Source organism: Blautia sp. DFI.3.45, assembly GCF_020593505.1.
Taxonomy (GTDB): domain Bacteria; phylum Bacillota; class Clostridia; order Lachnospirales; family Lachnospiraceae; genus Blautia_A; species Blautia_A wexlerae.
In genome coordinates this window covers 25,790-49,070 of record NZ_JAJDMI010000021.1, presented here as the reverse complement: position 1 = coordinate 49,070, position 23,281 = coordinate 25,790, and the positions used below count along the sequence as shown (strand labels likewise).

General features: G+C 41.4%; 16 protein-coding genes and 2 riboswitches. Of the genes, 4 read left to right on the top strand and 12 right to left on the bottom strand.

Features of this window, described 5'->3' with window-relative positions; genetic code table 11:
• From LJE09_RS09250 to LJE09_RS09240, 3 genes are all read right to left on the bottom strand, one after another.
• Positions 1 to 5,016, bottom strand: coding sequence for a hypothetical protein (locus LJE09_RS09250; RefSeq protein ID WP_173700860.1), 5,016 nt, complete (start codon positions 5,014 to 5,016; stop codon positions 1 to 3).
• A gap of 379 nt (positions 5,017 to 5,395) precedes the next feature.
• Positions 5,396 to 6,133 (bottom strand): hypothetical protein, encoded by a 738-nt coding sequence (locus LJE09_RS09245; protein WP_227311236.1) that lies wholly within the window; start codon positions 6,131 to 6,133, stop codon positions 5,396 to 5,398.
• Positions 6,134 to 6,282: 149 nt separating this feature from the next.
• Positions 6,283 to 6,476, bottom strand: a riboswitch (cobalamin riboswitch).
• 501 nt (positions 6,477 to 6,977) lie between these two features.
• The gene (locus LJE09_RS09240; RefSeq protein WP_226852711.1) at positions 6,978 to 7,124 is read right to left on the bottom strand and encodes a hypothetical protein; all 147 of its coding nucleotides are present in this window, start codon (positions 7,122 to 7,124) and stop codon (positions 6,978 to 6,980) included.
• A gap of 292 nt (positions 7,125 to 7,416) precedes the next feature.
• Positions 7,417 to 7,619: riboswitch (cobalamin riboswitch) on the top strand.
• Between the two features lie 203 nt (positions 7,620 to 7,822).
• Here LJE09_RS09240 and LJE09_RS09235 point away from each other — a divergent pair.
• The 3 genes from LJE09_RS09235 to LJE09_RS09225 are packed head-to-tail and all read left to right on the top strand — an operon-like array spanning position 7,823 to position 9,802.
• The gene (locus tag LJE09_RS09235; RefSeq protein ID WP_161233740.1) at positions 7,823 to 8,383 is read left to right on the top strand and encodes a leucine-rich repeat domain-containing protein; all 561 of its coding nucleotides are present in this window, start codon (positions 7,823 to 7,825) and stop codon (positions 8,381 to 8,383) included.
• Positions 8,361 to 8,642: a leucine-rich repeat protein gene (locus LJE09_RS09230; RefSeq protein ID WP_025580995.1), complete on the top strand. Its 282-nt coding sequence runs from the start codon at positions 8,361 to 8,363 to the stop codon at positions 8,640 to 8,642. Before LJE09_RS09235 ends, LJE09_RS09230 begins: the two co-directional genes overlap by 23 nt.
• A gap of 44 nt (positions 8,643 to 8,686) precedes the next feature.
• Positions 8,687 to 9,802 carry an adenosylcobinamide amidohydrolase gene (locus LJE09_RS09225; protein WP_025580994.1) on the top strand — a complete coding sequence of 372 codons (1,116 nt, stop codon included), beginning with the start codon at positions 8,687 to 8,689 and terminating at the stop codon, positions 9,800 to 9,802.
• A gap of 341 nt (positions 9,803 to 10,143) precedes the next feature.
• Here LJE09_RS09225 and LJE09_RS09220 read toward each other — a convergent pair whose 3' ends face one another.
• Positions 10,144 to 11,529 carry an alanine/glycine:cation symporter family protein gene (locus LJE09_RS09220; protein ID WP_055150890.1) on the bottom strand — a complete coding sequence of 462 codons (1,386 nt, stop codon included), beginning with the start codon at positions 11,527 to 11,529 and terminating at the stop codon, positions 10,144 to 10,146.
• Between the two features lie 343 nt (positions 11,530 to 11,872).
• Here LJE09_RS09220 and LJE09_RS09215 point away from each other — a divergent pair, with 343 nt between their 5' ends.
• A complete protein-coding gene (locus LJE09_RS09215; RefSeq protein ID WP_227311234.1) occupies positions 11,873 to 13,825 on the top strand; it encodes a glycoside hydrolase family 31 protein in 1,953 nt (650 codons plus the stop codon).
• A gap of 165 nt (positions 13,826 to 13,990) precedes the next feature.
• Here LJE09_RS09215 and larC read toward each other — a convergent pair whose 3' ends face one another.
• From larC to LJE09_RS09175, 8 genes are all read right to left on the bottom strand, one after another.
• Positions 13,991 to 15,343, bottom strand: a complete 1,353-nt coding sequence (gene larC, locus LJE09_RS09210; protein ID WP_227311233.1) for a nickel pincer cofactor biosynthesis protein LarC — start codon at positions 15,341 to 15,343, stop codon at positions 13,991 to 13,993.
• A 2-nt stretch (positions 15,344 to 15,345) separates the two neighbouring features.
• Complete coding sequence (gene larB / locus LJE09_RS09205; RefSeq protein ID WP_020993373.1) at positions 15,346 to 16,107, bottom strand: nickel pincer cofactor biosynthesis protein LarB; 762 nt, start codon at positions 16,105 to 16,107, stop codon at positions 15,346 to 15,348.
• Entirely contained in the window at positions 16,085 to 16,219 is a 135-nt protein-coding gene (locus LJE09_RS18210; RefSeq protein WP_306797807.1) for a hypothetical protein, read from the bottom strand. Before LJE09_RS18210 ends, larB begins: the two co-directional genes overlap by 23 nt.
• The gene (locus tag LJE09_RS09195) at positions 16,216 to 17,400 is read right to left on the bottom strand and encodes an ATP-binding protein (RefSeq protein WP_055200689.1); all 1,185 of its coding nucleotides are present in this window, start codon (positions 17,398 to 17,400) and stop codon (positions 16,216 to 16,218) included. Before LJE09_RS09195 ends, LJE09_RS18210 begins: the two co-directional genes overlap by 4 nt.
• 332 nt (positions 17,401 to 17,732) lie before the next feature.
• Entirely contained in the window at positions 17,733 to 19,133 is a 1,401-nt protein-coding gene (gene rhaB, locus LJE09_RS09190) for a rhamnulokinase (RefSeq protein WP_025580508.1), read from the bottom strand.
• Positions 19,134 to 19,435: 302 nt separating this feature from the next.
• Positions 19,436 to 20,551, bottom strand: a complete 1,116-nt coding sequence (locus LJE09_RS09185) for a substrate-binding domain-containing protein (protein ID WP_118571276.1) — start codon at positions 20,549 to 20,551, stop codon at positions 19,436 to 19,438.
• Between the two features lie 206 nt (positions 20,552 to 20,757).
• The gene (locus tag LJE09_RS09180) at positions 20,758 to 21,738 is read right to left on the bottom strand and encodes an ABC transporter permease (RefSeq protein WP_008705556.1); all 981 of its coding nucleotides are present in this window, start codon (positions 21,736 to 21,738) and stop codon (positions 20,758 to 20,760) included.
• A gap of 11 nt (positions 21,739 to 21,749) precedes the next feature.
• Positions 21,750 to 23,261 (bottom strand): sugar ABC transporter ATP-binding protein, encoded by a 1,512-nt coding sequence (locus LJE09_RS09175; protein WP_008705558.1) that lies wholly within the window; start codon positions 23,259 to 23,261, stop codon positions 21,750 to 21,752.
• Positions 23,262 to 23,281 lie beyond the last annotated feature (20 nt).

Genomic DNA, 23,281 nt, shown 5'->3' with positions numbered 1-23,281 from the left:
TTATTTAACAGTTACTTTTTTAATCTTTGAGAAAGAGCCATAAACTGCTTTTCCGTTTACTTTTCTGTAAGCACGTACTTTATAGTAACGGGTCTTTCCGGTGAGGAGGCTCTCGTCTGTCGCACCTGTACCTTTGGTGATCTTTATGCGGGTATAGGTACCATTTTGGGAATCGCTGGCATATACCTGATAGCCATCGGCACCCTTTACCTTACTCCATTCAAGCACTGCTGTCTTTGAAGTTGAGCCTGCGGACAGGGTCGGAGCAGAAAGTACTGCCTTTGCTTTCTCTGTTGCTGAATAGCTTCCGTATACTTTCTTTCCGCTTACATTGCGGTAAGCACGTACTTTGTAATAATAAGTCTTACCGGTAACTGCTTTCTTATCTAGGAATGTAACTGCGCTGTTCTTTGCAGTGGAACCAATCGCTGTATACTTGCCATCCTTTGAAGTGGAACGGTATACTCTGTATCCATTTGCACCGGAAACCTTATTCCATGTTACGCGGATCGTACTGTAGCTTTCAGAATTTGCCGTAGCAATCTTTACTTTGCCAAGTCTGGCTTTTCCTGCAACACCATCTTTGTCATAGCTGCTTACAGTCATCTCGCCCCATGCGTAAGAGTACGCCTTAACAGTATAATAATAGGTTGTTCCTGTAACTGCTTTCTGATCCTTATAGGAAATGTCTGTTACCCGGGATGCGATCTTCTTCCATCCGCTGTCTGCAGTTCTGCGGTATACCATGTATCCGTCTGCGTTATCCACGCTGCTCCAGCTGATCTGGACAGTCTTATAGTTGATTGCCTTTGTCTGAAGATCTGCAGGCATATCTGCCTTAAATGCACCCTGTTTGCCCGCAAGTTCAATGTGGTAATCTGCCACGATCGTCTTGATCAGCCCTAACTGCTTCGCATTCCACATATAGGACTTGCCTTCCACACTCATGCCGTCGATCAGCTTCTGAAGTGCTGCAAGCTCTGCTTCTACATTTGCAATGTTCTCTTTGGTAACAGCAGTCGGAAGATTGCTGATCCACTCATCTGCCTGCTGTGCATCTGAAATGTCCTTACCTGCCTTGTCAGCCTGTGCCGTCAGTGCTGCGATAACCTCTGCAAAAGTCATCTCCTGACTGCCGACTTTGACTTTCAGGCCTGCCATGGCATCTTCCTGTCCCTGATAATCCTTAGCATAACGGTCAAGGAAAGCCTTAACATCTGCGTAGGAATCTCTGTCTACCGGGTGATCTTTTACTGTTGCATAAATCTGTGCTGCTTCATCTGCGAAGAACTGCTGATATGCACTCTGGCCTTTCTCATAAGTCAGTGCCATGGCAAGAAGCTTCTCCATATTCTCAACCAGTGCGGTGTTCTCGCTTCTGAATTTCTTCTCTTCTGTTTCTGTTAATCTGTCATAAGCATTCTTGGCTTCTGCAATCTGTTTCAGCTCTGCTTCTGTAAGTTCACGCTTAGAGGTATCACCTGCTGCCGGAACTTCTTCATCAGAGGAGAAATCAACATCTGTCTGGACATCTTCAGTATCTTCAGCTGATTCTGCCTGAGGGATATCCACTGTCTCAGCTGCCTGCTCATCAACTTCATCACTGCTGAATGCGTCCGCACTTCCATCTGAGAAATCAGATTCCTCAGACTGTGCCGGTACCGCCTGTTCCTCTTCAACAGAAGCTGCCTCCTGTGCTGATGGAACTGTAGTCGGCTGAGGTGCCTCATATCCTCGTACTGTCTGCGCATCCGGGAGTGCTTTAAGCATTGCCTTGAGCGCATCGGCTTTCAGCTGGTAAATATAACCTTCTGCTTTCTCCAGAGAAGCTGTATTTGTAACCTGGGCTTTCTGCTGGTCATCAAGCGTATCATACAATGCTCTTGCATTTACCACATAAGCCTTCCAGTCATTCCAGATTTTCTCTGTCGGAACATTGTTATTCTTCTCTGTCAGTCTCAGAGGTCCGTCAGAAAGAGCGCCTGAAGATGAAGTAGTGATATTCAGTTCATCGATAAAGGAGATCACATAAGCAACCTTCTCATCCGTACTCTGTCTGCTGATAAACAACTCCGCTTTTTCAAGCTCTGCATAGTTTGTCACACGCTTCTTCTGATCTGCTGTCAGGGCATCATAAGCCGTTCTGGCTTCCACTACAAGAGCCTGTTTCTTCAGATAATTATCGGAAGTAACCTCACCGATCGCCTTGATCTTATCAACAACTGCAGCCGCAGCCTTCAGATCAGGGATCAGATTTCTCAGATACTGTAACGTACTGTAATTCGTAACCAGAGCCTTCTGCGCATCCGTAAGAGCATTGTACTCTGCCTGTACGCGGTCAAGAAGCTGCAGAACATACGGATCAAGAGTCAGTTCAGAAGAAGAAGGAAGCGCATCAATATCAGCGATAACCTTCTCTGCCGCTTTCTTATCCTTATCTTTCTGCTCCTGCTGTTTCTCGAGTTCTCTGATCTTAGCCTCTGCTTCAGTCAGCTTAGAGTAATTTGTAATTACAGATTTCTCTTCATCATTCAGTGAATTATAAAGAGTTCTTGCTTTCTCTACAGCCGCCTTGTCATCCATTGTCAGCTTATCCGCTGCTGGGATCGCATCAATGGCTGCCATAGCTTTTTCAATAGAATTACCTGAACCAGTCTCTGCTGCAAGAAGCTTTCTAAGTGTATCCTTGTTAAAGATTGCCTTGTGAGTTTCGTCTAATGCTTCGTAAGCGTCTCTCGCTTCTTTGATCTGCTTTTTCGTACTGTCATCGTTAAGGGCAAGGATCATGTTGTTAACTTTTTTTGTTGGAACAGTTACGTCTGTAAATTCCCAGAAGCTGGATGTTTTTTCATATTGTCTGATAAATGCATCCAGACCACGTGCAATCTGCGGAACATCATAATTTGTGAATCCATGAATACTTCCGTCAAAAACACCATCTACATCTACCAGATCAAAGAATGCATCAAGAATATTGTTTCCATTCTTAGTATATCCACTGGAAGAATCTAAAACATTTACACCAAACGTTCCTGCAAAAAGCATTGCCTGTGCATCATTCCATGCGTTGTTTCCATAAGACATACATCCTGTTTCAAATCCTGGTGTACAGAATGAACCTGTTGAACGTTGTGCAATTGCTGGAAGCTTATGTAATGCCTTGTCTACAGCTTCTGTTACATCATCGTAACCAGGCTTTTTGTACCAGAAAATAAGTGGCTGCCATCCCATGGTATTGTCGGCATTTGCAAAAATTTTGTCTTCGGCATTTGACAAAGCTTTTGCTGTATCATGTGCCCATTGGTTAAGTTCTGTATCTTTAAAAGTGTCAGCGGTATACCCACCTGCTTTTATTGCATTAATAGCATATACAGTTGTATAAGTAAGTTCTGTGCTTTTTCTTGATCCAACTGCCGAAAGAAGGTCTACAGACGAAATGTCCCTTGGATCATATCCAATAGCTTCAATAGCTAAAATTAATTTTGAAAGTTCTGTTGTCTTCCATTGAGAAACATCAGTTCCCTGATTTTTAAGTAACTGCAAATACTCTTTGGTATTTGCAAACCATTTGTCAAAATAATTTGTATCTCCATATGGAATATAGCCGCATCTAGCTGCTGTAAAAATGGCCCAAATATCTGTATTTTCATAGGATGGGGATTCTTTAGATCCAAAGGCATTTTTATTTTGGCAATAGTTCATAATAATGTTACAAGCCTTTTTAGCTTTTTCATAGTAAGATGGCCAATTACTTGGATTACTTGAGTTTCCCTTAGCTCCATTGTCTACAACTTCACCAGTACCGTCAACTACTTCAACTTTGAAACTATACCCATCTTCTTCTGCTTGTGCTTCTTTTCCATCTTTAAATTTCAAAATAGGCATATTAATCCATTCTACGCTTAATGGACGTTCGCCTAAAAAACTCGTATCAATTGTAGCAGATTTTATATCTTTCTTTACATCATCAGATGGCAAAACTACTTCTATACCATATTTTTCAATAATAGATTGTTGTTCATCAGTTAAATCTGTAAATTTTACACCTATCACATTTACAACATTATTATTACCGTCATCGTAAATATTCTTTTTTTCACCATTTATAATATCTACTTGATATGGGAAATGATAATTTTTAGCATAATCAACAAAACGATTATAATCTCTGGGTACGCTTGTACTCCATACTTTAGGTTCAGTGGAAGCCTGAACTTTAAGAGTTATTTCTTCGGTTTGTGGATTATAATATGGATAGCCATTATTATCTTCTGGGGAAATAGTCCATTTTTTATTAAAGTCAAACCCTTCATAAGTTCCCTGGTTTTTCATTTCAGACGTAGTTTTGCCAAAATCAGCATAATTAGGAAACTCTTTATTATTATCTCTATTTGTAATATATTCAGACATGATTTTAATGTCTGGCATATTTTCTTTATCATAATAACAATTGGTTGCACTTGCTGACGTACTAAAAAAACTTTTTCGTGTAAATGAAACACATAGATATCCCCATGTATTATCTTTTATTTTGGGTTCCAGTTCATCTGCTAATGACTTTATTGCTTCCGAATACTGTCCATATCCTATACAATTTTGGTAAGTTATTCCAGTATTAATTGTTCCTAATTGACAAAATTCAAATGATAAATCATTATCAACAATATCGTCAGCTATTTCTTCGATTGTTTTTTCACTCTGCAAATCGTAAGTTATTGCTATGGAAGAATCCATTAAAGTTCCGTTTCCCTCGATTGCACCTATATAAACATCTGTATCTTCATCGTCATAAATACAAGTTACGTTTCCTTTAATTGTTATTCCTTTTGCAATTCCATCACATCGCGAAAAGACAGTTTGAAATTCATCTGTTTCGCTATTATATGCATATGATTCATCAATTTGTACATTTATATTTTCTACAATTCCATTGTCATTTATACGAAAAGGAAATACAGCAATGTTTTCTTTTGCTTCTTTTGAAGCATATGTAATGGTGTGTCCTTTTCCGTTCAATATGCCGCCAAAACTAGATGTTGCTTCTGGAACATCTGAAATGTCAATGTCATTACATAGTATAACCGTTTTATTATTATAATTTTGTATATTTTCGATAAAATTATAATAATCTTGTTCTGTATTAATACAGTATTTCCCTGTTGAATCTTGTGATAATATATCTGAATTAGCTTTTACAAGATAGGCATTACTAAATAATAGAAAAGCTGAGAATATTAACTGATATAAGATTTTTTTTTCTTTTTTCTTTTTCTTCATATCTATTTACACCCTAAAATTAAAATAATATGAAAAAGACGAAGAACTAATGCTTTATAAAGTGAAACTTTATAAAGCATTAGTATCTTCATCTTTTTATTTGCTATTAAAATTTACTTTATTTCCAACCCGGAACCTGAATCCACTGATCTCCCTGCTGAACATAACTGGAAAATCCAAGATCTAATCCCATCATCATAGAAAAATCTAAGCATACAGTGTGTTCTTTAGTGTCGGAAAGTACAGTATCAACACCTAAGTTATCTGTATTACCATCAATAATAGTCATCCAACCTGAATAATTATTATAGTCTTTCTCAGAAAGCCAATCTGTTTTATGTACTATATTGTTCCAGGTTGAATTTTTTGTAACCTTCATGCTTTCTGTTTCTGTTGTATTAAGATTTGATAATTTGAAATATTTTCCTCTTCCGTTAGCAAGAGAGTTTGCTGTTTTATTTGCTGTACCATCATCTGCAAATACTTTCCCTAAATCGCTATTAGCATGATTTTCCATTTTAACAGCTGGAATATAATTTCCATACTGACCATCATACCAACTTAAAACTCCTTGATAATGATAAGTTTTACCATTTAAAGTCTCTTTTGTTTCAGTATCAGATCCCGAAACTGCTTTCAGAACATCTAGTGCAGTAACAGAACCGTTGGAATTTGTTACTGTAACAACTTTTTCTGGCACAATGTCTGGTGACGCACTATTTTTTCCTGTTAAACCAGTTGTCTTTATAGACACTTTTGCAGTTACTGTATCTGCCATAGCCGGTACTGCTGTGCTTCCTACCATTGTTGTTGCCATTAAGAATGCAATCACGCTTTTTCTTACTTTCATGTTCATTTTGTTTCCTCCTTAATTAAATGTATTATTTTTTTGCAGGTTATCCTGCAAAATATATCATTTCGCAGCCTTTTCAGACCACGTTTGATACCTGTTTTCCATAAGAAAGGGTATAAAAAATAAACCTCCGTTATGCCTACAGATATTTGTTTTTTATTTTTACTAAAGTCCGTCTCCTGACTTAAAGTTCCAACCTACTTGCTGCCCTTCTCGGAAAGGATCTTTCCAATGGTTTCGCAGTGTTCGTCCTTATTACAGTGGGGATGAAACCGTACCGGTATCTCACCGGATTTCCAAAAGCTAAAGATAAAGAGATAACGTTACTTCCGATATTCTGTTATCAAAGTGCAAAAAAAATCCCTGCCGGATTCGGCAGGGAATATCAATGTACAAACCAAGAATCCACTCCTATCCTTTATATTAAAGTATCCCTTATGAATACTTCTACAAGAATACAGTGAATTGCAGACTGAATATACTACAAGGGACGAAAGCCCTGTTTGGGATTCTCACCCAACGATTCTTCAATCATTACCGTAGTAATGAGCTGTACATGTGCGCTAAACGCTATTCGTTTTTTACGAAACCATCTTAACATTTTGTCCATAATTTGTCAATATCCCGATTACAAATAATTACTTCCCTTATTATCCCCGGAATACGTCTGAGAAAACACTCTTTTACAGAATCTCCACAATGCGGAATATACAAATCAAAGGAATGATCTTCCACACCTCTGTTGTGAATTACTCGGCAACTGAGTTACCAGAGCATCTGAATTAAGGCGGGATACCGCCTTTTTTCAGGGTGCATCCATGGCACCACTACTGTTTGCTCTTTAGAGCTATACAGCTACTTTTATTATTTCCGGTGTTTTCAGTCCGGTTACGGACAGTTCTTTTTTTACTCCGGATACGGAGTGATATTTTCTCAGGATATTATATGCGCCTACGGCATCTGCGTTATAGGTTCTGTTTCCCTCTCTGTACAACCCTCTCTCTTTCCGTTTGGACGGCTCTGCATATCTTTTCCCTACTTCCGGTGACAGCGGACTGCACTGGCTGGTATAACTTTCTTCCTAAAGTAACGAGAATGCGACGCGCAATTATTCAAAACCAAAAACATTACCTGCAAATCATACAAATCCCCACACATCCAATAACCAGCGCACAGAAAAGAAACGCTTTCCCTGCGCGTCCCCTCCCTGATTTTGTCTCCCCCTCAAAAAATTTGTTGTCTTTTCTCCAAAAAAAGTGTATAATACAATTTAATCGAACATTCATTGACAATTACCGGTTTTTAGTTCTGTCAGTCACGGTATAGAAATGTCGGACTTTCAGCTAAGAGGGAATCAGGTCAGAATCCTGAACAGTCGTGCTGCTGTATACGTGCAGCCATATCTCATATCCATTGCATCGTTATGCGAGAAGGAGAGACATGGCGTTACTGCGTGAGTCAGAATACCTGCTATAAACTGCCGCCATTAACTACACGCAATAGGAAATGGAAGGGTGATCTTCTTTAGTGTTCTCTTTTTTACAGAAGTATCATCCTTACATATGTTTTCTCTGTTCCTTTTAAGGAATATAGAACACCGGCAGTTATCGGTACCTTGTTATTTTTATCATAGTCCATACTACTCCCATGCAGAGAAAACAACATTGTCTATCAGCAAAGGAGTATTTTTTTATGTCAAATTCTCTGACACTTACGCGTCGTAACTGCGGACAGTATATTGAGAAGAATATGGAACTTCCACAAAACTGCCGCTCTATCTCAGCAGAAACCTTTTTTAACAGACCTGATATTCGTTCTGTGGTATTTCCCTATGAAATGGAACAGATTGGAAACAAAGCCTTTCAGGGATGTTCCCGGTTAAGCAGAATAGAGCTTCCTGAACATCTGCAAAAACTTGGCATAGGGGTATTTTCAGACTGCATTTCTCTGAAAAAAGTCAAAATTCCCGCCAGCCTTACCAGTATTCCAAAAAATGCATTTAACAATGGCCGAAAACTGAACAGTCTGGAGTTCGCCCCGAACAGCAAACTGACATTTATCGGTCCGAATGCCTTTTCAGAATGCGCTACTCTTACGGAAGTTGTTTTCCCTGCCTCTCTGGAAGAAATCGATGACAGGGCTTTTTATAAATGTAAGAAACTGAGTTGTATTTCTTTTCCGGGGGGGGGATTTAAGGGTTATCGGAAAGCAGGCTTTCTATTTCTGCGGAATGGATTCGCTGCAGCTGCCTGATTCGCTGGAAGTTCTTGATGAGAGTGCTTTTTTTAAGTGCTGTAATCTGACCTCTGTGGTGATTCCGCCCAATGTCAGATACCTTGGAAAATGGATCTTTCATGGATGTAACCGCCTGCAGTATCTGGAGATTCGCCATGATCCTGAATTTATCGGGGAATGGATCATCAACAAAGCGGCTACAATCCGCTGTTATAAAGGTTCTAAAGTAGACAGATACTGCCAGCAGTCAGGATTCAAAGTAGAATACTTTTCCTAATAACAACAAAATCTGTATTGAACAGACAAAAAAGAGGAATGTTTATGAATGATACTTTTACTTATTTTCAAAAGAAGGGATGTACTGTTTTTTCTTTTCCGGGAAAAACAAGGGTTCTTAGCACCAGTCCTCTTAATGGCGGGATCACTGCTCATCTCACGCATGCTTTAAATATCAACTGCATGAATGGTGCCTATGAATGTGAAATGCTTGGAAACACCTATGAGGAAGACCTGAACATTCATACAAAAGAGCTGGGAATTGATCCGCAGACAGCAACCGCACTCAGCACAGCGGCATGGACTGAACTGTGTGCTGTTGAGAAAATCTGTTATCAGGAGTTATCCGTGACTGCTGCTGTTACAGGGGGAATTGATTCAAACGGAATGTGTCCGGGAGATCCTTCTTCTTACTATGAAAGAAACGGCGCTTACGAGATGCTGCCACCCGGTACGATCAATGTTTTTATCTATATCAATCAGAATGTTACAGAGGCAGCCATGGTCCGCTCAATGATGATTGCTTCGGAGGCAAAAGCAGCGGCCGTTTCACATCTCTTACTTGGAAGCTGTTATTCAGAAGAAATCGCGACAGGTTCTGGTACTGACGGAATGGTGATTGCCTCGGCTATGGAGGGAGAGCTGACACTTACCGATGCCTCCGGACATTCCAAGCTTGGAGAGCTGATTGGCAGGGCAGTCCGTATGGCAGTAAAACATGCCCTGATGAAACAGACAGCTGCCTGTGGTCCGAGACAGTTTCAGGTTCTTGTTCGTACTGGCAGATATGGAATCACCCCGGGAACTCTGTGGGATTTTTATACAGAGCATGAGATTCTTTTTCATGCATACAATATTAGTTTTAAGAAAGCTTCTGAGCTGGAAGGAATACTTCTATCGCGAAACAGAAACAGCAATCTGGTTTTATGTGTGTCTCTTTATCTTCATCTGATGGATCAGCTTCGCTGGGGACTAATCATGGAACCGGAGGCTGTCCGAGAGGGAAAAAGGCTGCTTCTTTATGGACTGTACTGTGGACGGGATACTTATCTGGGCGATGTTTATCCTGAAGATGTATGGAAGAACGAAGTACTGAAAACATTTTCACTTAAAGAACAGCTGATTTATATTTTAATCTGTTATTTTTCTGTCAGATCATAGTTGGATCATCACATTTTTATGGTAAAAATATTCTATGCCTGCTTTCTCCTGATGAAATACAAAAGGGAAGTGAATAGAATAAGTTCAATGTCCACTCACTTCCCTCCTGAAATCGTTGAAATCTATATACACATTATAAGGGAAAAGCCGCAAAAAAGCGAATCCGGGTGGTTGTGGATAAAGTAAAAATGACGGATAAAAAACAGTACATAACATCAATAAAAAAATTTAAAATTCGTCATTTTTACTAATGCCCTATGCAAGGGTCTGAACAATAACCTAACATCAAGCATCAGGTAAACTAATAAACAGCCTGAAGAAAACTCTCCAGACTGTTTTTATCATTTCTGTGCAAAATACTCTTTTGTAAGTGTAATGGCAGTTCCTGAAAGCAGGAATACACCAATTAAGTTGGGGATTGCCATGAGACCGTTGAATGTCTCAGCAATGCTCCAGAGAAGTCCCAGATTTACAGTTGCACCAAGGATTGCCACTAATGAATAGGCAATCATAAATGGGCGGATAACTTTTGCAGAGAATAAGAATTCAATGCAGCGTGCTCCGTAAAGTCCCCATCCGATAATCGTTGAGAACGCAAAGCAACACATGGCAACTGCTGTAAAGATAGAAACCCAGCCTCCGTATGTAGCAGTAAATCCGGAAATTGTAAGTTCTGCGCCTGCCGCTGCACCGTAATTTACCGGCACGCCGCTTACAAGGATCACAAGTGCTGTCAGAGTACAGATCACGATCGTATCTGCAAATACCTCAAAGATACCAAACATACCCTGTTTTACAGGTTTGCTTGTATCTGCACAGGCATGAGCGATAGACCCTGTACCAAGTCCGGCTTCATTGGAGAAAATACCTCTGGAAACACCCTTTTTCATACTGAGGAAAAAGCTTCCGATCACACCTCCTGTCACTGCTGACGGATTAAAGGCTCCATAAACAATATCATGGAAAACTGCCGGAACTCTTCCGATATTTAAGATCACAACACCCAATGCAAGTACAATATAAAACAATGCCATAAAGGGCACCAGCTTCTCGGAAACACTTCCGATTCGCTTGATACCGCCCAGCAGTACCATACCAACCAGCAGCGTGATCACAATTCCAAGGATCAGATTCAGTCTGCCTGTGGAAGACTCTGAAATCACATTGAAGTTAATAAGAGCTGTATCAATTGCTGTTGTAATGGTATTTACCTGAGTAGCATTACCTGTTCCAAATACAGTCAGTACACCGAATGCAGAATAAAGAACTGCAAGAAATCTCCAATTCTTTCCCAATCCGTTCTTAATATAATACATAGGTCCGCCTACATAATCCCCATGTCTGTTTCTCTCACGGAAATGTACTGCCAGAGTAACCTCTGTAAATTTCGTGCACATTCCAAGGAGCGCGGAAATCCACATCCAGAATACAGCTCCCGGTCCGCCGATGGCGATAGCTCCGGCAACACCGGCGATATTTCCAGTACCTACTGTACCTGCCAACGCAGTACAGACTGCCTGAAAAGGTGTCATGGAACCGTCAGAGGCCTCTTTTTTCTTAAAAATTCTTCCCAGTGTGGTTTTAAGCGCATACGGGAATTTGCGGATCTGGACAAAACCAGTCCGCAGGCTCAGGTAAAGCCCTACGCCGATAATACAGATCATAGCCGGGACACCCCAGATAAAATTATTTACGACGTTATTGATGGATTCAATTGTCTGAAGCATGTTAAATAAACCTTTCTTTCGTGTAATAATAACAGTTTAGCACTTTTTTCACCGTATGTACAGAAAAATTCTATTAAGATAAAGCATTAAAGCACAATAAGTTAACAGCGCAAACAGATACGATCAGCCGCTCCACTGCTTGCCATACCCATATCACTGCTTCACAGTTTGAGCAAAAGTCAAAATAACGTATAAATTTGTCATAATTTCAGTAGCATTTCCTCACCCAAACCTCTATTATTGTAAATATGAAATCAAGGAAAACATATGTGTATTTTCCAATAGCACTTAAGCGTTTCAGTCATTAATTTAACACTTTTCAACCTAAGGAGGACATGACAAAATGATTCAGAAATATACTTACGGGACCCCATTTGAAACCGATGCCATCGTAACTTCTATCCCGGCTTCTGAGGGAACTCCTGCATACGGAACTATCTCCACAGAGAACGGCTTCTCTTTTACTTATGACATGGATGACAACGATGTTGTCTATGGTCTGGGCGAATCAAACCGCGGAATCAACAAACGTGGATATGTTTATGAAAGCAACTGCTCCGACCAGCCAAACCATACAGAAGATAAAATCTCCCTCTACGGAGCACACAACTTCCTCGTAATCTCTGGAAAGCAGACTTTCGGTCTCTTCGTTGATTATCCAGGAAAACTGAAGTTTGATATCGGTTACACACTCTCTTCCCAGTTAAAGATCACCTGTGAGGATGCAGACCTTTATCTGTATGTGATCGATGGTGAAACTCCTTACGATATCGTAAAACAGTTCCGTAAAATCATCGGAAGAAGCTATATCCCGCCTAAATTCGCATTTGGTTTCGGTCAGAGCCGCTGGGGATATACAACTGCTGACGACTTCAGAAAAGCCGCTGACGGATATCGCGAAAACAATATTCCAATCGATATGGTATACATGGATATCGATTACATGGAAGACTACAAAGATTTCACAGTCAATCAGGAAAACTTCCCTGACTTTGAAGCCTATGTCAATGAAATGAAAGAAAAAGGCATCCACCTTGTCCCGATCATCGATGCAGGTGTCAAGGTAGAGGCTGGCTATGATGTTTATGAAGAAGGCGTTGAGAAGAACTACTTCTGCAAACGTGAAGACGGCAGTGATTTCGTTTCCGCTGTATGGCCGGGCTGGACTCATTTCCCGGATGTCCTGAACGCAGATGCCAGAGCATGGTTCGGACAGAAATATGAACGTCTCATTTCCAAAGGAATCGACGGTTTCTGGAATGACATGAACGAGCCTGCAATGTTCTGCACACCGGAAGGCGTTGCTGAATTAAAAGAATACATCAAAGACAACTTCATGGACAATGAAGAAACATCTGGATTCGTTCTTGGCGCAAAGGTAAAAGGACTTGCAAATAATCCGGAAGATTACAAACGCTTCTATCACAATGTAAACGGTCAGAAGATCCGCCACGACAAGGTACATAACCTGTTTGGCTATAACATGACCCGTGCAGCAGGTGAAGCATTTGAAAAAATCGCACCTGGCAAACGTTTCCTGATGTTCTCCCGTTCCTCCTATGTGGGAATGCACAGATACGGTGGAATCTGGATGGGAGACAACAAATCCTGGTGGTCACACATCCTTCTGAACTTAAAGATGCTTCCATCCCTGAATATGTGCGGTTTCCTTTACACAGGTGCAGATCTGGGCGGTTTCGGTGCAGATACCACACGTGACCTGGTACTGCGCTGGCTGGCACTTGGTGTATTCACACCTCTTATGAGAAACCACTCCGCTCTGGGAACCAGAGAACAGGAAGCTTACCAGTTTGAAAATATCGAAGACTTCCGCCATGTGATCGGTGTCAGATATCGCCTTGTTCCATATCTGTACAGTGAATACATGAAAGCAGCATTAAACGACGACATGATGTTCCGTCCGCTGGCATTTGACTACACAGACGATGCATTCGCAACTCAGGTAGAGGACCAGCTTCTCCTTGGAAACGAAATCATGATCGCACCTGTTTATACACAGAATGCAAAAGGCCGCTATGTATATCTGCCAGAAGAAATGATGTTCGTAAAATTCCTGCCTGACGGAACAATTTCTCAGGAGATTCTTGAAAAAGGACATCACTATGTAGAAGTTGCCCTGAATGAAGTTCCACTGTTTATTCGCAAAGGAAAAGCAATCCCGGTTGCTGATGTTGCGCAGACAGTAAAGGATATCGATCCTTCTACTATCCGCATGATCGGATATGAGGGAGCTGAATATGACCGTTATGATGATGACGGAGTAAGTGCTCTGTAATTTAACCAAATCAATCAGATTTACCTGCCTCAATTGCAGGAATTACCAGACAGCAGTTAGAATTGAACGAGATGTCACCTCATAAAAAATAAAAAGAAACAGTCACATACATCTGATGAATATTGAGATATTCACTCAAGTATGTGACTGTTTTCTTTTACATTGTTATTCTTTGTCTTTATTTGCCAAAACAATATAACGGTAAATTTCTGTAAATGGGATCTCTTTTTCTCTGCTCAACTGTGCAACGCTCTCATATTCCGGATAAAGCTGCTCTTTTCCATTCAAAGTGCATACCTTTGCCAGAACTTCTCCCCATGGAGTCGGAAGGGTTCTCGTTTCTCTGGGAAGAATCGTACGTTCCATTCTGCTATAACGAATTCCAATCGTAGTAGTTTCTTCAAAAATAATATTCTGAAGCGTTTCCATATCTTCTTCCTTACAGATCACATTCAGAACCCATGCAGGTCTGTTCTTTTTCATAAAAACAGGCACATAATGCACATCTCTGGCACCGGCTTTCATCAGACGTTCCATGACAAATCCCAGAACTTCTCCACTGCAGTCATCAATGTTTGTCTCCATCTTGATAATCGTATCTTTGGTTTCCTGATTTTCAGCTTTCGGATTATTTCCGATTTCCGCGTTTTTGAATTCTTCTGTCTGAGCCTTTTCTTCATCTATTTCTGCGCTCTGTGAGATAATCATTGCCCTTAGGATTCCCGGACACTCATACTGGCGTTTACCTGCACCGATTCCAATCTTCTGGATTTCAAATGTTTCCGGAAGTTTATCCTTTGTTTTTACTGCTGCCACTATCGCCGCACCTGTAGGCGTTACAAGTTCACCTTCTACCTCTGTCATTTTCAGATGTAAATGATTGGCACTTACTATATTTGCAACTGCCGGAACCGGGATTGGCAGGATGCCATGCTGACAACGGACAGTTCCACGTCCCTCGCAGAGAACAGGAACGATCACCTCTGTAACATCCAGATTATCCAGGCAGACTGCCACAGACACAATATCCACAATAGAGTCCACTGCTCCCACCTCATGAAAATGCACCTGATCCACAGGCACATTGTGTGCTTTACTCTCTGCCTCTGCAAGAATTTCAAATATACGCAATGCGATCTTCTTTGCATTCTCAGTCATTGCGCTATGCTCTATAATATAGGTAATTTCTTTTATTCCACGGTGCTCGTGATGGTGATGGTCTTGCGCTGTTCCTGTGCCATGGGCGTGATTGCTCTCATGGCCTTCATGATGATGTCCATGCAGATATTCCATATCATGGTCATGATTTTCATGCTCTTTATCCAGCACAACATCAAAATCACATGCATCTATTCCGGACTTCACAACTCTGCTGATCTTTGTCTCAAATCCTGATACCTTAAGACTCTTCAGCACCCTGTCCAGCACTGAGCGGTCAGCTCCCAGATCAAGAAGAGCCGCAACCGTCATATCACCACTTATCCCTGAATAACATTCCAGATATAATGTTTTCCCCATAATCAATTTCCTTTCTCATCTGTACCTGCTGCCAGACGGTTGATCTGTGTTGCCAGATAGCCGGCACCGTAGCCGTTATCAATATTCACCACAGCAATCCCATTCGCACAGGAATTGATCATGGTAAGAAGTGCCGAAAGACCATGCATACTTGCACCATAACCCACAGAAGTCGGTACTGCGATTACCGGTCTGCTCACCAGACCGCCCATCACACTGGCAAGAGCTCCCTCCATTCCCGCAACTGCAATTACACAGTTCGCACTCTGGATTGTCTCCAGTCTGGAAAATAAACGATGCATTCCGCTGACTCCCACATCATAAATCCGTTCAACATTTGTACCAAAATATTCCGCTGTCTGTGCAGCTTCCTCAGCAACCGGAATATCTGCAGTTCCTGCTGAACACACGGCGATCTTACCAATACGCTTCTTATCTTTCTTTTCAACCTTTAAGATGCGTGAGATCGGATCATATTCTGTTTCCGGAAACTTCTCTTTCACCAGTTCATACTGATGTTGGGAAGCTCTGGTTCCAAATACCTCGCCGTCTTCTCTGTATAATCTTTCAAAAATATTCAGAAGATGTTCATCTGCCTTATTACTGCAGTAGATTACTTCTGCGAAACCGGTTCTTGCCTTGCGGCTTGTATCCAGCTTCGCATATCCCATTTCTTCATAACTTTCTTTCTTAAGGATTCTCTCTGCCTCTTCTACAGATACAGAACCACTTTTTACACTTTCAAGAATTTCCTGTAAGGTCATGGATTCCTCCTTTTAGAACACCACCTGCACCAGAAACATACAGACAACCGTTCCCACTATAATACTGAGCAGCGTATTTCTCTTCCACAAATGAAGATTTTGCTGTTATCATTCTTTATCCTTATCAACGCCCTTATTTCCACGCTGATCATAGTCATCCAGGAAATTATAATATTCTCCATCTTTATGATATCCCATAACAGTACGAAGATTAATATCCCGCACACTGTTAAAGATATTCGTCTCGATCACACTACTTGTATTTCTAAACTGTGCAACCAACTCTTTCATCTCATCACGCTTGGAACCACGTCCGCCCCCACAGCTTACACAGTTCTCGGTGAAACGGCATGCACACTGAATGAAGTGCAACCCATTAGTATCTCTCCATGCCTTGATCGCAGATTCCTTGATCAGATACATGGGACGGATCAGTTCCATTCCCTCAAAATTCTGACTGTGCAGCTTCGGCATCATAGTCTCCACCTTACCACTGTACAGCATACCCATGAGGATTGTCTCGATCACATCATCAAAATGATGTCCCAGCGCAATCTTATTACATCCCAGCTCCTTGGCATGAGAATACAGATAACCACGTCTCATTCTCGCACAAAGATAACAGGGATTATTCTCAATTTCTGCCACTGTATCAAAAATATCACTTTCAAAAACCGTAAGAGGAATTCCCAGAAGCTCTGCATTATCCTGAATAATCTTCCAGTTATCCGCATTATAGCCCGGATTCATTACCAGAAACACCAGTTCAAAATGAATCTTCCCATGGCGCTTCAGCTCCTGAAGCAGCTTCGCCATCAACATAGAGTCCTTACCACCTGAAATACAGACAGCAATCTTATCTCCCTCCTGAATCAGCTGATACTCATTCAAAGCCTTGGTAAACGGTCTCCAGACCGTCTTTCTGAACGTCTTGATAATACTGTGCTCAATCTCTTTCGTCTTCAGTTCCTTCTGCTCCTTAGCATCATTCTCCATAAAACGGCTCAGAGAAAGTCTCAGATACGCACGATATCCACCTTCAATATTCACAGCCTCATACCCTGCATCACTCAGCTTCTCCACACAATCCCGGCTTCTGTCCCCCGTATGACAGAGAACATACACCATCTTCTCCCTGTCCACAGACTCCATTCTTTCCTCAAACTCATCCAGCGGAATATTCACTGCCCCCGGAAAAGATCCCCTGCTGTACTGATCCGCCGGCCGCACATCCACGATCGTAATCTTAGAAGAATCAATCTTCTCCAGCTCTTCCACACTAATTGTATTCATATATAACCTGCCTTTATCTATTAAAATCAATCACTTACCTCTGATGAATCACCCTGTATTTCCGCCCAATTCACCAGCCATCATTATACTTTGAAACCCCATGATAGTCAACATATTCCCTCGCCGTTGACTCCTTTCTCACAGCCACAGTTACTGTTCACTCCGTTCACAGTAACGAATGATTTTCCAAACACCTTTTAACCTCATTATATACGATTCATTTTTTTCAGACAACCTTCTCAGATATATAAAATTAAAACCTCCCGGTTGAAATTTTTTTCTTATTATCGCAGACACAAAAGGAACAGAGCCAACGCCCTGTTCCCTTTTTATTATTTATAAACTTTTACACCAAAGGATTCATGAATGATAGTACGAGCCTCTTCAATGGTTTTAAACTCTTCTGCTTTCAGCATCTGTGCTGTGATATTTCCGATTGCAGTTGCCTCTCCTGGACCTGCATGGATTTCTTTCTTTGTTGCCTTTGCAGTCAGCTCATTGAGATATCCTGCGTTGGAACCGCCGCCCACGATATGAATACGGCTGTAAGTCCTGCCTGTCATCTCTTCCAGCTCTTTTGCTGTCTTTGCATAGCATTCCGCAAGACTTGTGTAGATAACTGTTGCAATCTCTCCCAGAGTTTCCGGAACCTTCTGTCCTGTTCTGCGGCAGTAATCCTTAACTTCCTCTGTCATATTGTCAGGAGAAAGGAAACACTCATCATTTGCGTCTACTCTTGACGGGAAATCCTTTGCTTCCTCTGCCATTGCGCAGATTTCTGCAAAGCTGTATGCATCATTTACTTCATGACGCACAGACTGGATCATCCAGAGTCCCATGATATTCTTCAGGTAACGGAAACGGCCTGCATAACCGCCTTCATTTGTGAAGTTCATCTCACAGCTCTTCTCAGAGCAGTCAGCTTCTTTTCTCTCAATTCCCATCAGTGACCATGTTCCGGAGCTGATGTAGATAAAATCATCGTCATTTGCAGGAACTGCCAGTACAGCGGATCCTGTATCATGTGTTGCAGGTGCAACCACTTCCAGATCAAAGCCCACTTCTTCTCTGATCTTATCTGACAAATGTCCGATGCCTGTTCCGGGCATGATCAGCTTCTGAAACATTTTTCTCGGATAACCGAGCATATCGATCAGTTCATAATCCCAGTCCTTAGTAATCGGGCTTACAAGCTGTCCTGTCGTAGCTTCTGTGTACTCACAGGTTTTCTGTCCTGTAAGAAGGAAATGGAAATAATCCGGCACATGAAGAAGTGTCTCCGCCTGTTCCAGATATTCCGGATGTTTCTTTTTCACTGCCATCAGCTGATAGATCGTATTATAATCAGCTTTCTGGATACCTGTTCTTGCATAGAGATCTTTCAGGGAAATTGCCTTATAAACTTCTTTATCCATTCCCTCTGTACGGTGGTCACGATATCCTACTGTATTTCCAAGAACATTGTCATTTTTGTCCAGAAGTACGAAGTCAACGCCCCATGTGTCCACGCCCATACTTACCGGAATCTTGCCGATTTCTTTACATTTCTTCAGACCATTTACTACCTCTTTGAAAAGACGGTCAAATTCCCAGCAGAGTTCTCCGTCTTTCTTTACCATTCCATTCTCAAAACGATAAATTTCTTCCAGAACCATTTTTCCGTTTTCCATATGTCCAAGGATATGACGTCCGCTGGATGCTCCGATATCTACTGCTAAATAATATGCTGCCATTGCAAAACCTCCTCAATATATGAATTTATACGCTCTTCATATCTGATGATTTCATTTTATCTCAACTTACTCCCCCAAAATAAGAACCTTGTTTGTCTGAAAAAGTGTCCTTATTTGCTATTTTGAAATCTATCGTCGAAATAAGTATCTTTACAACTTAATAAAATCATCATTTCCAATCATTGTTTTATTGTTTGAACAACAACGCCGCACTTGCCATACGGCAGTGCGGCGTCTGTATTTGTATTAATAATTAATACTTAATTCTAAGGATTCATTTCCTCTCGATATTTACTTATCGATTAGTCATAAAGGTTAGGAGCGATTTCTTCGCTGTCCATGTTTGTGGAATCATACCAGTATCCATCTGTAGGAACATCTTCAAGTTCCTGTCCGTTAGCTGCTGCTGTCAGAGCGTAGATTGCATAGTAACCCATCATCAGAGGAGACTGTGTAACAGCACCGATGAATGTTCCATCCTGTACAGCGGCTTTAATGATAGAACCAGCATCGAAACCAACACCGATAACATCGCCTGCTCCTGCGTCAGAACCAAGAACGTTCAGGTTAGCATTAGCTGCAAGAACACCTTCTGCTGCTGTCTGGTTGGAACCGAAGATAGCGATGCAGTTTTCCTGAGAAAGGATTGCCTGAGCCTCTGTTGAGCAAAGCTCTACAGTTGTCTGTGCAGGAACAGCGACCTGGATAACAACGTCTGCGTCTGCTTCTTTTGCATCTGCACCTTTAGCTGCGTTTACATAGAACTCGTTACCTTTAACTGCAACTGTTTTTCCGTCAGCCTGAAGCAGTTCGATCATTTTGTCAATAAATCCGCCGCCACGCTGCTGAATATTCTGACCTGTAGCATCCTGGTTAACTTCACCGATGATAACCTGTCCATCTGCATTAGCTACAACATCTTTGATCGCATTGTACATGTTTTCAGCTGCAACAGAACCAGCCTGTGCGTTGTCTGTACAAACTTCACATACTACAGAGCCTTCCGGAGCGTCAGCGATACCTGTATCAAATGTTACTACCGGGATTCCTTTGTCAACGCATTCCTGAAGTGCATCAAGAACGGAAGAAGTATCGCATGCAGCAAGACCTAAACCTGCCGGCTTTGCAGCGATTGCTGTGTTGATCATGTTAACCTGGTCAGCGATATCAGATTCACTGTTTGGTCCCTGTGCCTTGTATGTAACACCAAGTTCATCAGCAGCTTTCTTCATACCTTCCTGAGCTGCATCCCAGTATGTAGACTGGAAAGATTTAACCATCATCGGGAAATCATAAGCTTCATTAGCTTTCAGATCTTTGAACTGTTCCGGCATATCGGCTGCCATAACGCTTGATGCGGACATTCCTGCTACCATTGCTGCACACATAACTAATGCGATCACTTTTTTTGCTTTCATTTAAAATTTCCTCCTTTTAAATATACATTTTTAATATAGTTTTTTTATAAATGATACCCCGGAGGCTTCCTCTCTCGTTCCGCCTTCCCCAAAATACACATATGACAATACTGTCGCCGAACATCCCCTGGAAGCCCTCCGTTGTTTCATATCCTGCTGTTTTGCATCTGTCGTAAGATGCATTTTTCTTTATTCAGTTTTGAAAATTATTTTGCTGCTGCTTTCTTTTCTTTCATGATATCGATCAGTACTGCAATGATAAGAACTGCACCTGTAATGATCTGCTGCCAGTTTGCCTGAAGTCCGATATATGGAAGACCGGTTTTCAGAAGCATGATAACGAAGATACCGGCTAAAGTACCGATTACTGATCCATAACCACCTGTTGCTGCAACACCACCTACGAATACTCCACCGATGGCATCCATTTCAAGTCCAGCACCGGTACCAGGCTGTACAGTTGGTGTAACTGCCGCATATGCGATAGCTGCAAGACCTGTGAAGAGTCCGCATACTACATATACCATAACATGATAGAATTTAACGTTGATTCCCGAAAGAGCTGCTGCTTCTTTATTGGAACCGATCGCGATCGTATAACGACCGAATTTTGTATGATTCAGAACATATTCCATTACAAGGACCAGAATGATCATCCATAAGAAACCGATAGGATAACGGGAAGCACTTCTTCCTGTTCCAACTGTAATCTTAAAGATTGAATGGAACCATCCGCCCTCCTGTGTAAGTCCCGGCCAGGGAGTGGCACTGCACAGGGATCCTGCACCTCGGGTAATCATACAGGTACAAAGTGTTGCAAGGAATGGCGGCAGGTTCATAATACCGATCAGCACACCATTTGCTGCTCCTACAATAATTCCAAGTACAATGCAAAGTAACATTGCAAGTACAACCGGAAGATTATTATTTCTTACCAGAGATCCTGCGATCAATGCGTAACATACCATACCTGTTCCGATTGACAGGTCTACACCTCCTGTAATAAGAGGGAATGTAACACCGATTGCCATCAGAAGATCATAATATGAGAAATCCAGCATACTCAGGATTGTGGTATACTGTCTGAACTCCCTGCTCTTAAAGGAGAAAATTGCAAACAGTACAATAATAACCAGTAATACAATAAATCTCTGATCACTTAAAATACTTTTTTTCTTCTTAGTCATGACTTTCCTCCTTAATTGATGTTCCGTGTTGCATGATTCATAATGTGTTCCTGTGTAGCTTCGGAAATATCAATATTTCCTGTAATCTTACCTTCACACATAACGATAATACGGTCACTCATACGGAGAACTTCTGTCATTTCAGAAGAAATCATGATAATAGATTTACCTTCTGCAGCCAGTCTGTTCATTAACTTGTAAATTTCATTCTTGGCACCAACATCAATACCTCTGGTCGGCTCATCAAAAATAAGAATCTCACTGTCTCGTGTCAGCCATTTTGCGATAACGACCTTCTGCTGGTTACCACCGGAAAGATTGACTACCAGCTGCTCGCAGTTTGGAGTTTTGGTTGCCAGCTCTTTAACGTATTTCTCTGAAACCTCTTTTTCTTTTGATTTATTAATGAAGATACCACTGGTAAATTCTTCCATGGTTGCCAGCGTAGTATTCTCTGTTACAGATTTCTGTACGACACAACCATATCTTCTTCTGTCCTCTGACAGATAACCAATACCATATTTAACTGCATCCTGAGGACTGTTGATAGTTACCTCGCGAAGCTGTCCGTCTTTTCCCCTTATAGAGATCTTTCCACTCTGTTTCGGGTCAGCACCAAACAGTGCTCTTGCTGTCTCAGTACGTCCGGCTCCCATCAGTCCTGAGAAACCAAGAATCTCACCTTTGCGAAGTTCAAAGCTTACATTCTGAACCATCTTACCTGCATTCAGGTTCTCTACCTTAAGAACAACAGGTGCATCCGGTGCAACCATGCTGTGTTCCTTAGGATCTTCATAAATGACACGTCCAACCATCATGTTGATGATGTCTTCTTTTGTACTGTCTGCTGTGATCAGCGTTCCTACATAACCACCATCTCGCATGACTGTTACTCTGTCAGTGATCGTTTTGATCTCATCCATACGGTGGGAAATATAAACGATTCCAAGACCTTTCTTACGAAGATCACGGATAATCTCGAATAAGTCTGCAATCTCTTTCTCTGTCAGTGCTGCTGACGGCTCATCAAAGATAATAACCTCTGCTTTGTGGGAAATAGCCTTTGCGATCTCACACATCTGCTGTTTTCCGACGGTAAGATTGTTCATCTTTTCTTTTGGATTGATTTCAATGTTCAGTTCCTGAAAGAGTTTTTTGGAATCTTCGATCATTTTCTTATCATCAATGCTGAACCCTTTCTTTGGTTCACGTCCGATAAAAATATTCTGAGCTACGGTAAGATCACCTACCATGTTCAGCTCCTGATGCACGATTACAACACCTGCATCCTGCGCTTCTCTTGTGTTATGGAATTCAGTTTCCTTTCCTTTATAGGTAATGGATCCTGAATCTTTCTGATAAATACCGGTAAGAACTTTCATCAATGTAGACTTTCCGGCACCGTTTTCTCCCATAAGAGCATGTACTTCGCCGCGTTTCACTTCAAAATTAACGTGATCCAGAGCATGAACTCCAGGAAAGGACTTATCAATGTCCTTCATAGTCAAAATAACTTCACCCATTGTTACATCCTCCCTTCCGA

What these genes read in the sequence shown, in the direction of transcription:
- LJE09_RS09245 (WP_227311236.1), bottom strand. Translation starts at nt 6,133, where the DNA reads ATGAACATGAAAGTAAGAAAAAGCGTGATTGCATTCTTAATGGCAACA.
- LJE09_RS09235 (WP_161233740.1), top strand. Translation starts at nt 7,823, where the DNA reads ATGTCAAATTCTCTGACACTTACGCGTCGTAACTGCGGACAGTATATT.
- LJE09_RS09230 (WP_025580995.1), top strand. Translation starts at nt 8,361, where the DNA reads ATGGATTCGCTGCAGCTGCCTGATTCGCTGGAAGTTCTTGATGAGAGT.
- LJE09_RS09225 (WP_025580994.1), top strand. Translation starts at nt 8,687, where the DNA reads ATGAATGATACTTTTACTTATTTTCAAAAGAAGGGATGTACTGTTTTT.
- LJE09_RS09220 (WP_055150890.1), bottom strand. Translation starts at nt 11,529, where the DNA reads ATGCTTCAGACAATTGAATCCATCAATAACGTCGTAAATAATTTTATC.
- LJE09_RS09215 (WP_227311234.1), top strand. Translation starts at nt 11,873, where the DNA reads ATGATTCAGAAATATACTTACGGGACCCCATTTGAAACCGATGCCATC.
- larC (WP_227311233.1), bottom strand. Translation starts at nt 15,343, where the DNA reads ATGGGGAAAACATTATATCTGGAATGTTATTCAGGGATAAGTGGTGAT.
- larB (WP_020993373.1), bottom strand. Translation starts at nt 16,107, where the DNA reads ATGACCTTACAGGAAATTCTTGAAAGTGTAAAAAGTGGTTCTGTATCT.
- LJE09_RS18210 (WP_306797807.1), bottom strand. Translation starts at nt 16,219, where the DNA reads ATGATAACAGCAAAATCTTCATTTGTGGAAGAGAAATACGCTGCTCAG.
- LJE09_RS09195 (WP_055200689.1), bottom strand. Translation starts at nt 17,400, where the DNA reads ATGAATACAATTAGTGTGGAAGAGCTGGAGAAGATTGATTCTTCTAAG.
- rhaB (WP_025580508.1), bottom strand. Translation starts at nt 19,133, where the DNA reads ATGGCAGCATATTATTTAGCAGTAGATATCGGAGCATCCAGCGGACGT.
- LJE09_RS09185 (WP_118571276.1), bottom strand. Translation starts at nt 20,551, where the DNA reads ATGAAAGCAAAAAAAGTGATCGCATTAGTTATGTGTGCAGCAATGGTA.
- LJE09_RS09180 (WP_008705556.1), bottom strand. Translation starts at nt 21,738, where the DNA reads ATGACTAAGAAGAAAAAAAGTATTTTAAGTGATCAGAGATTTATTGTA.
- LJE09_RS09175 (WP_008705558.1), bottom strand. Translation starts at nt 23,261, where the DNA reads ATGGGTGAAGTTATTTTGACTATGAAGGACATTGATAAGTCCTTTCCT.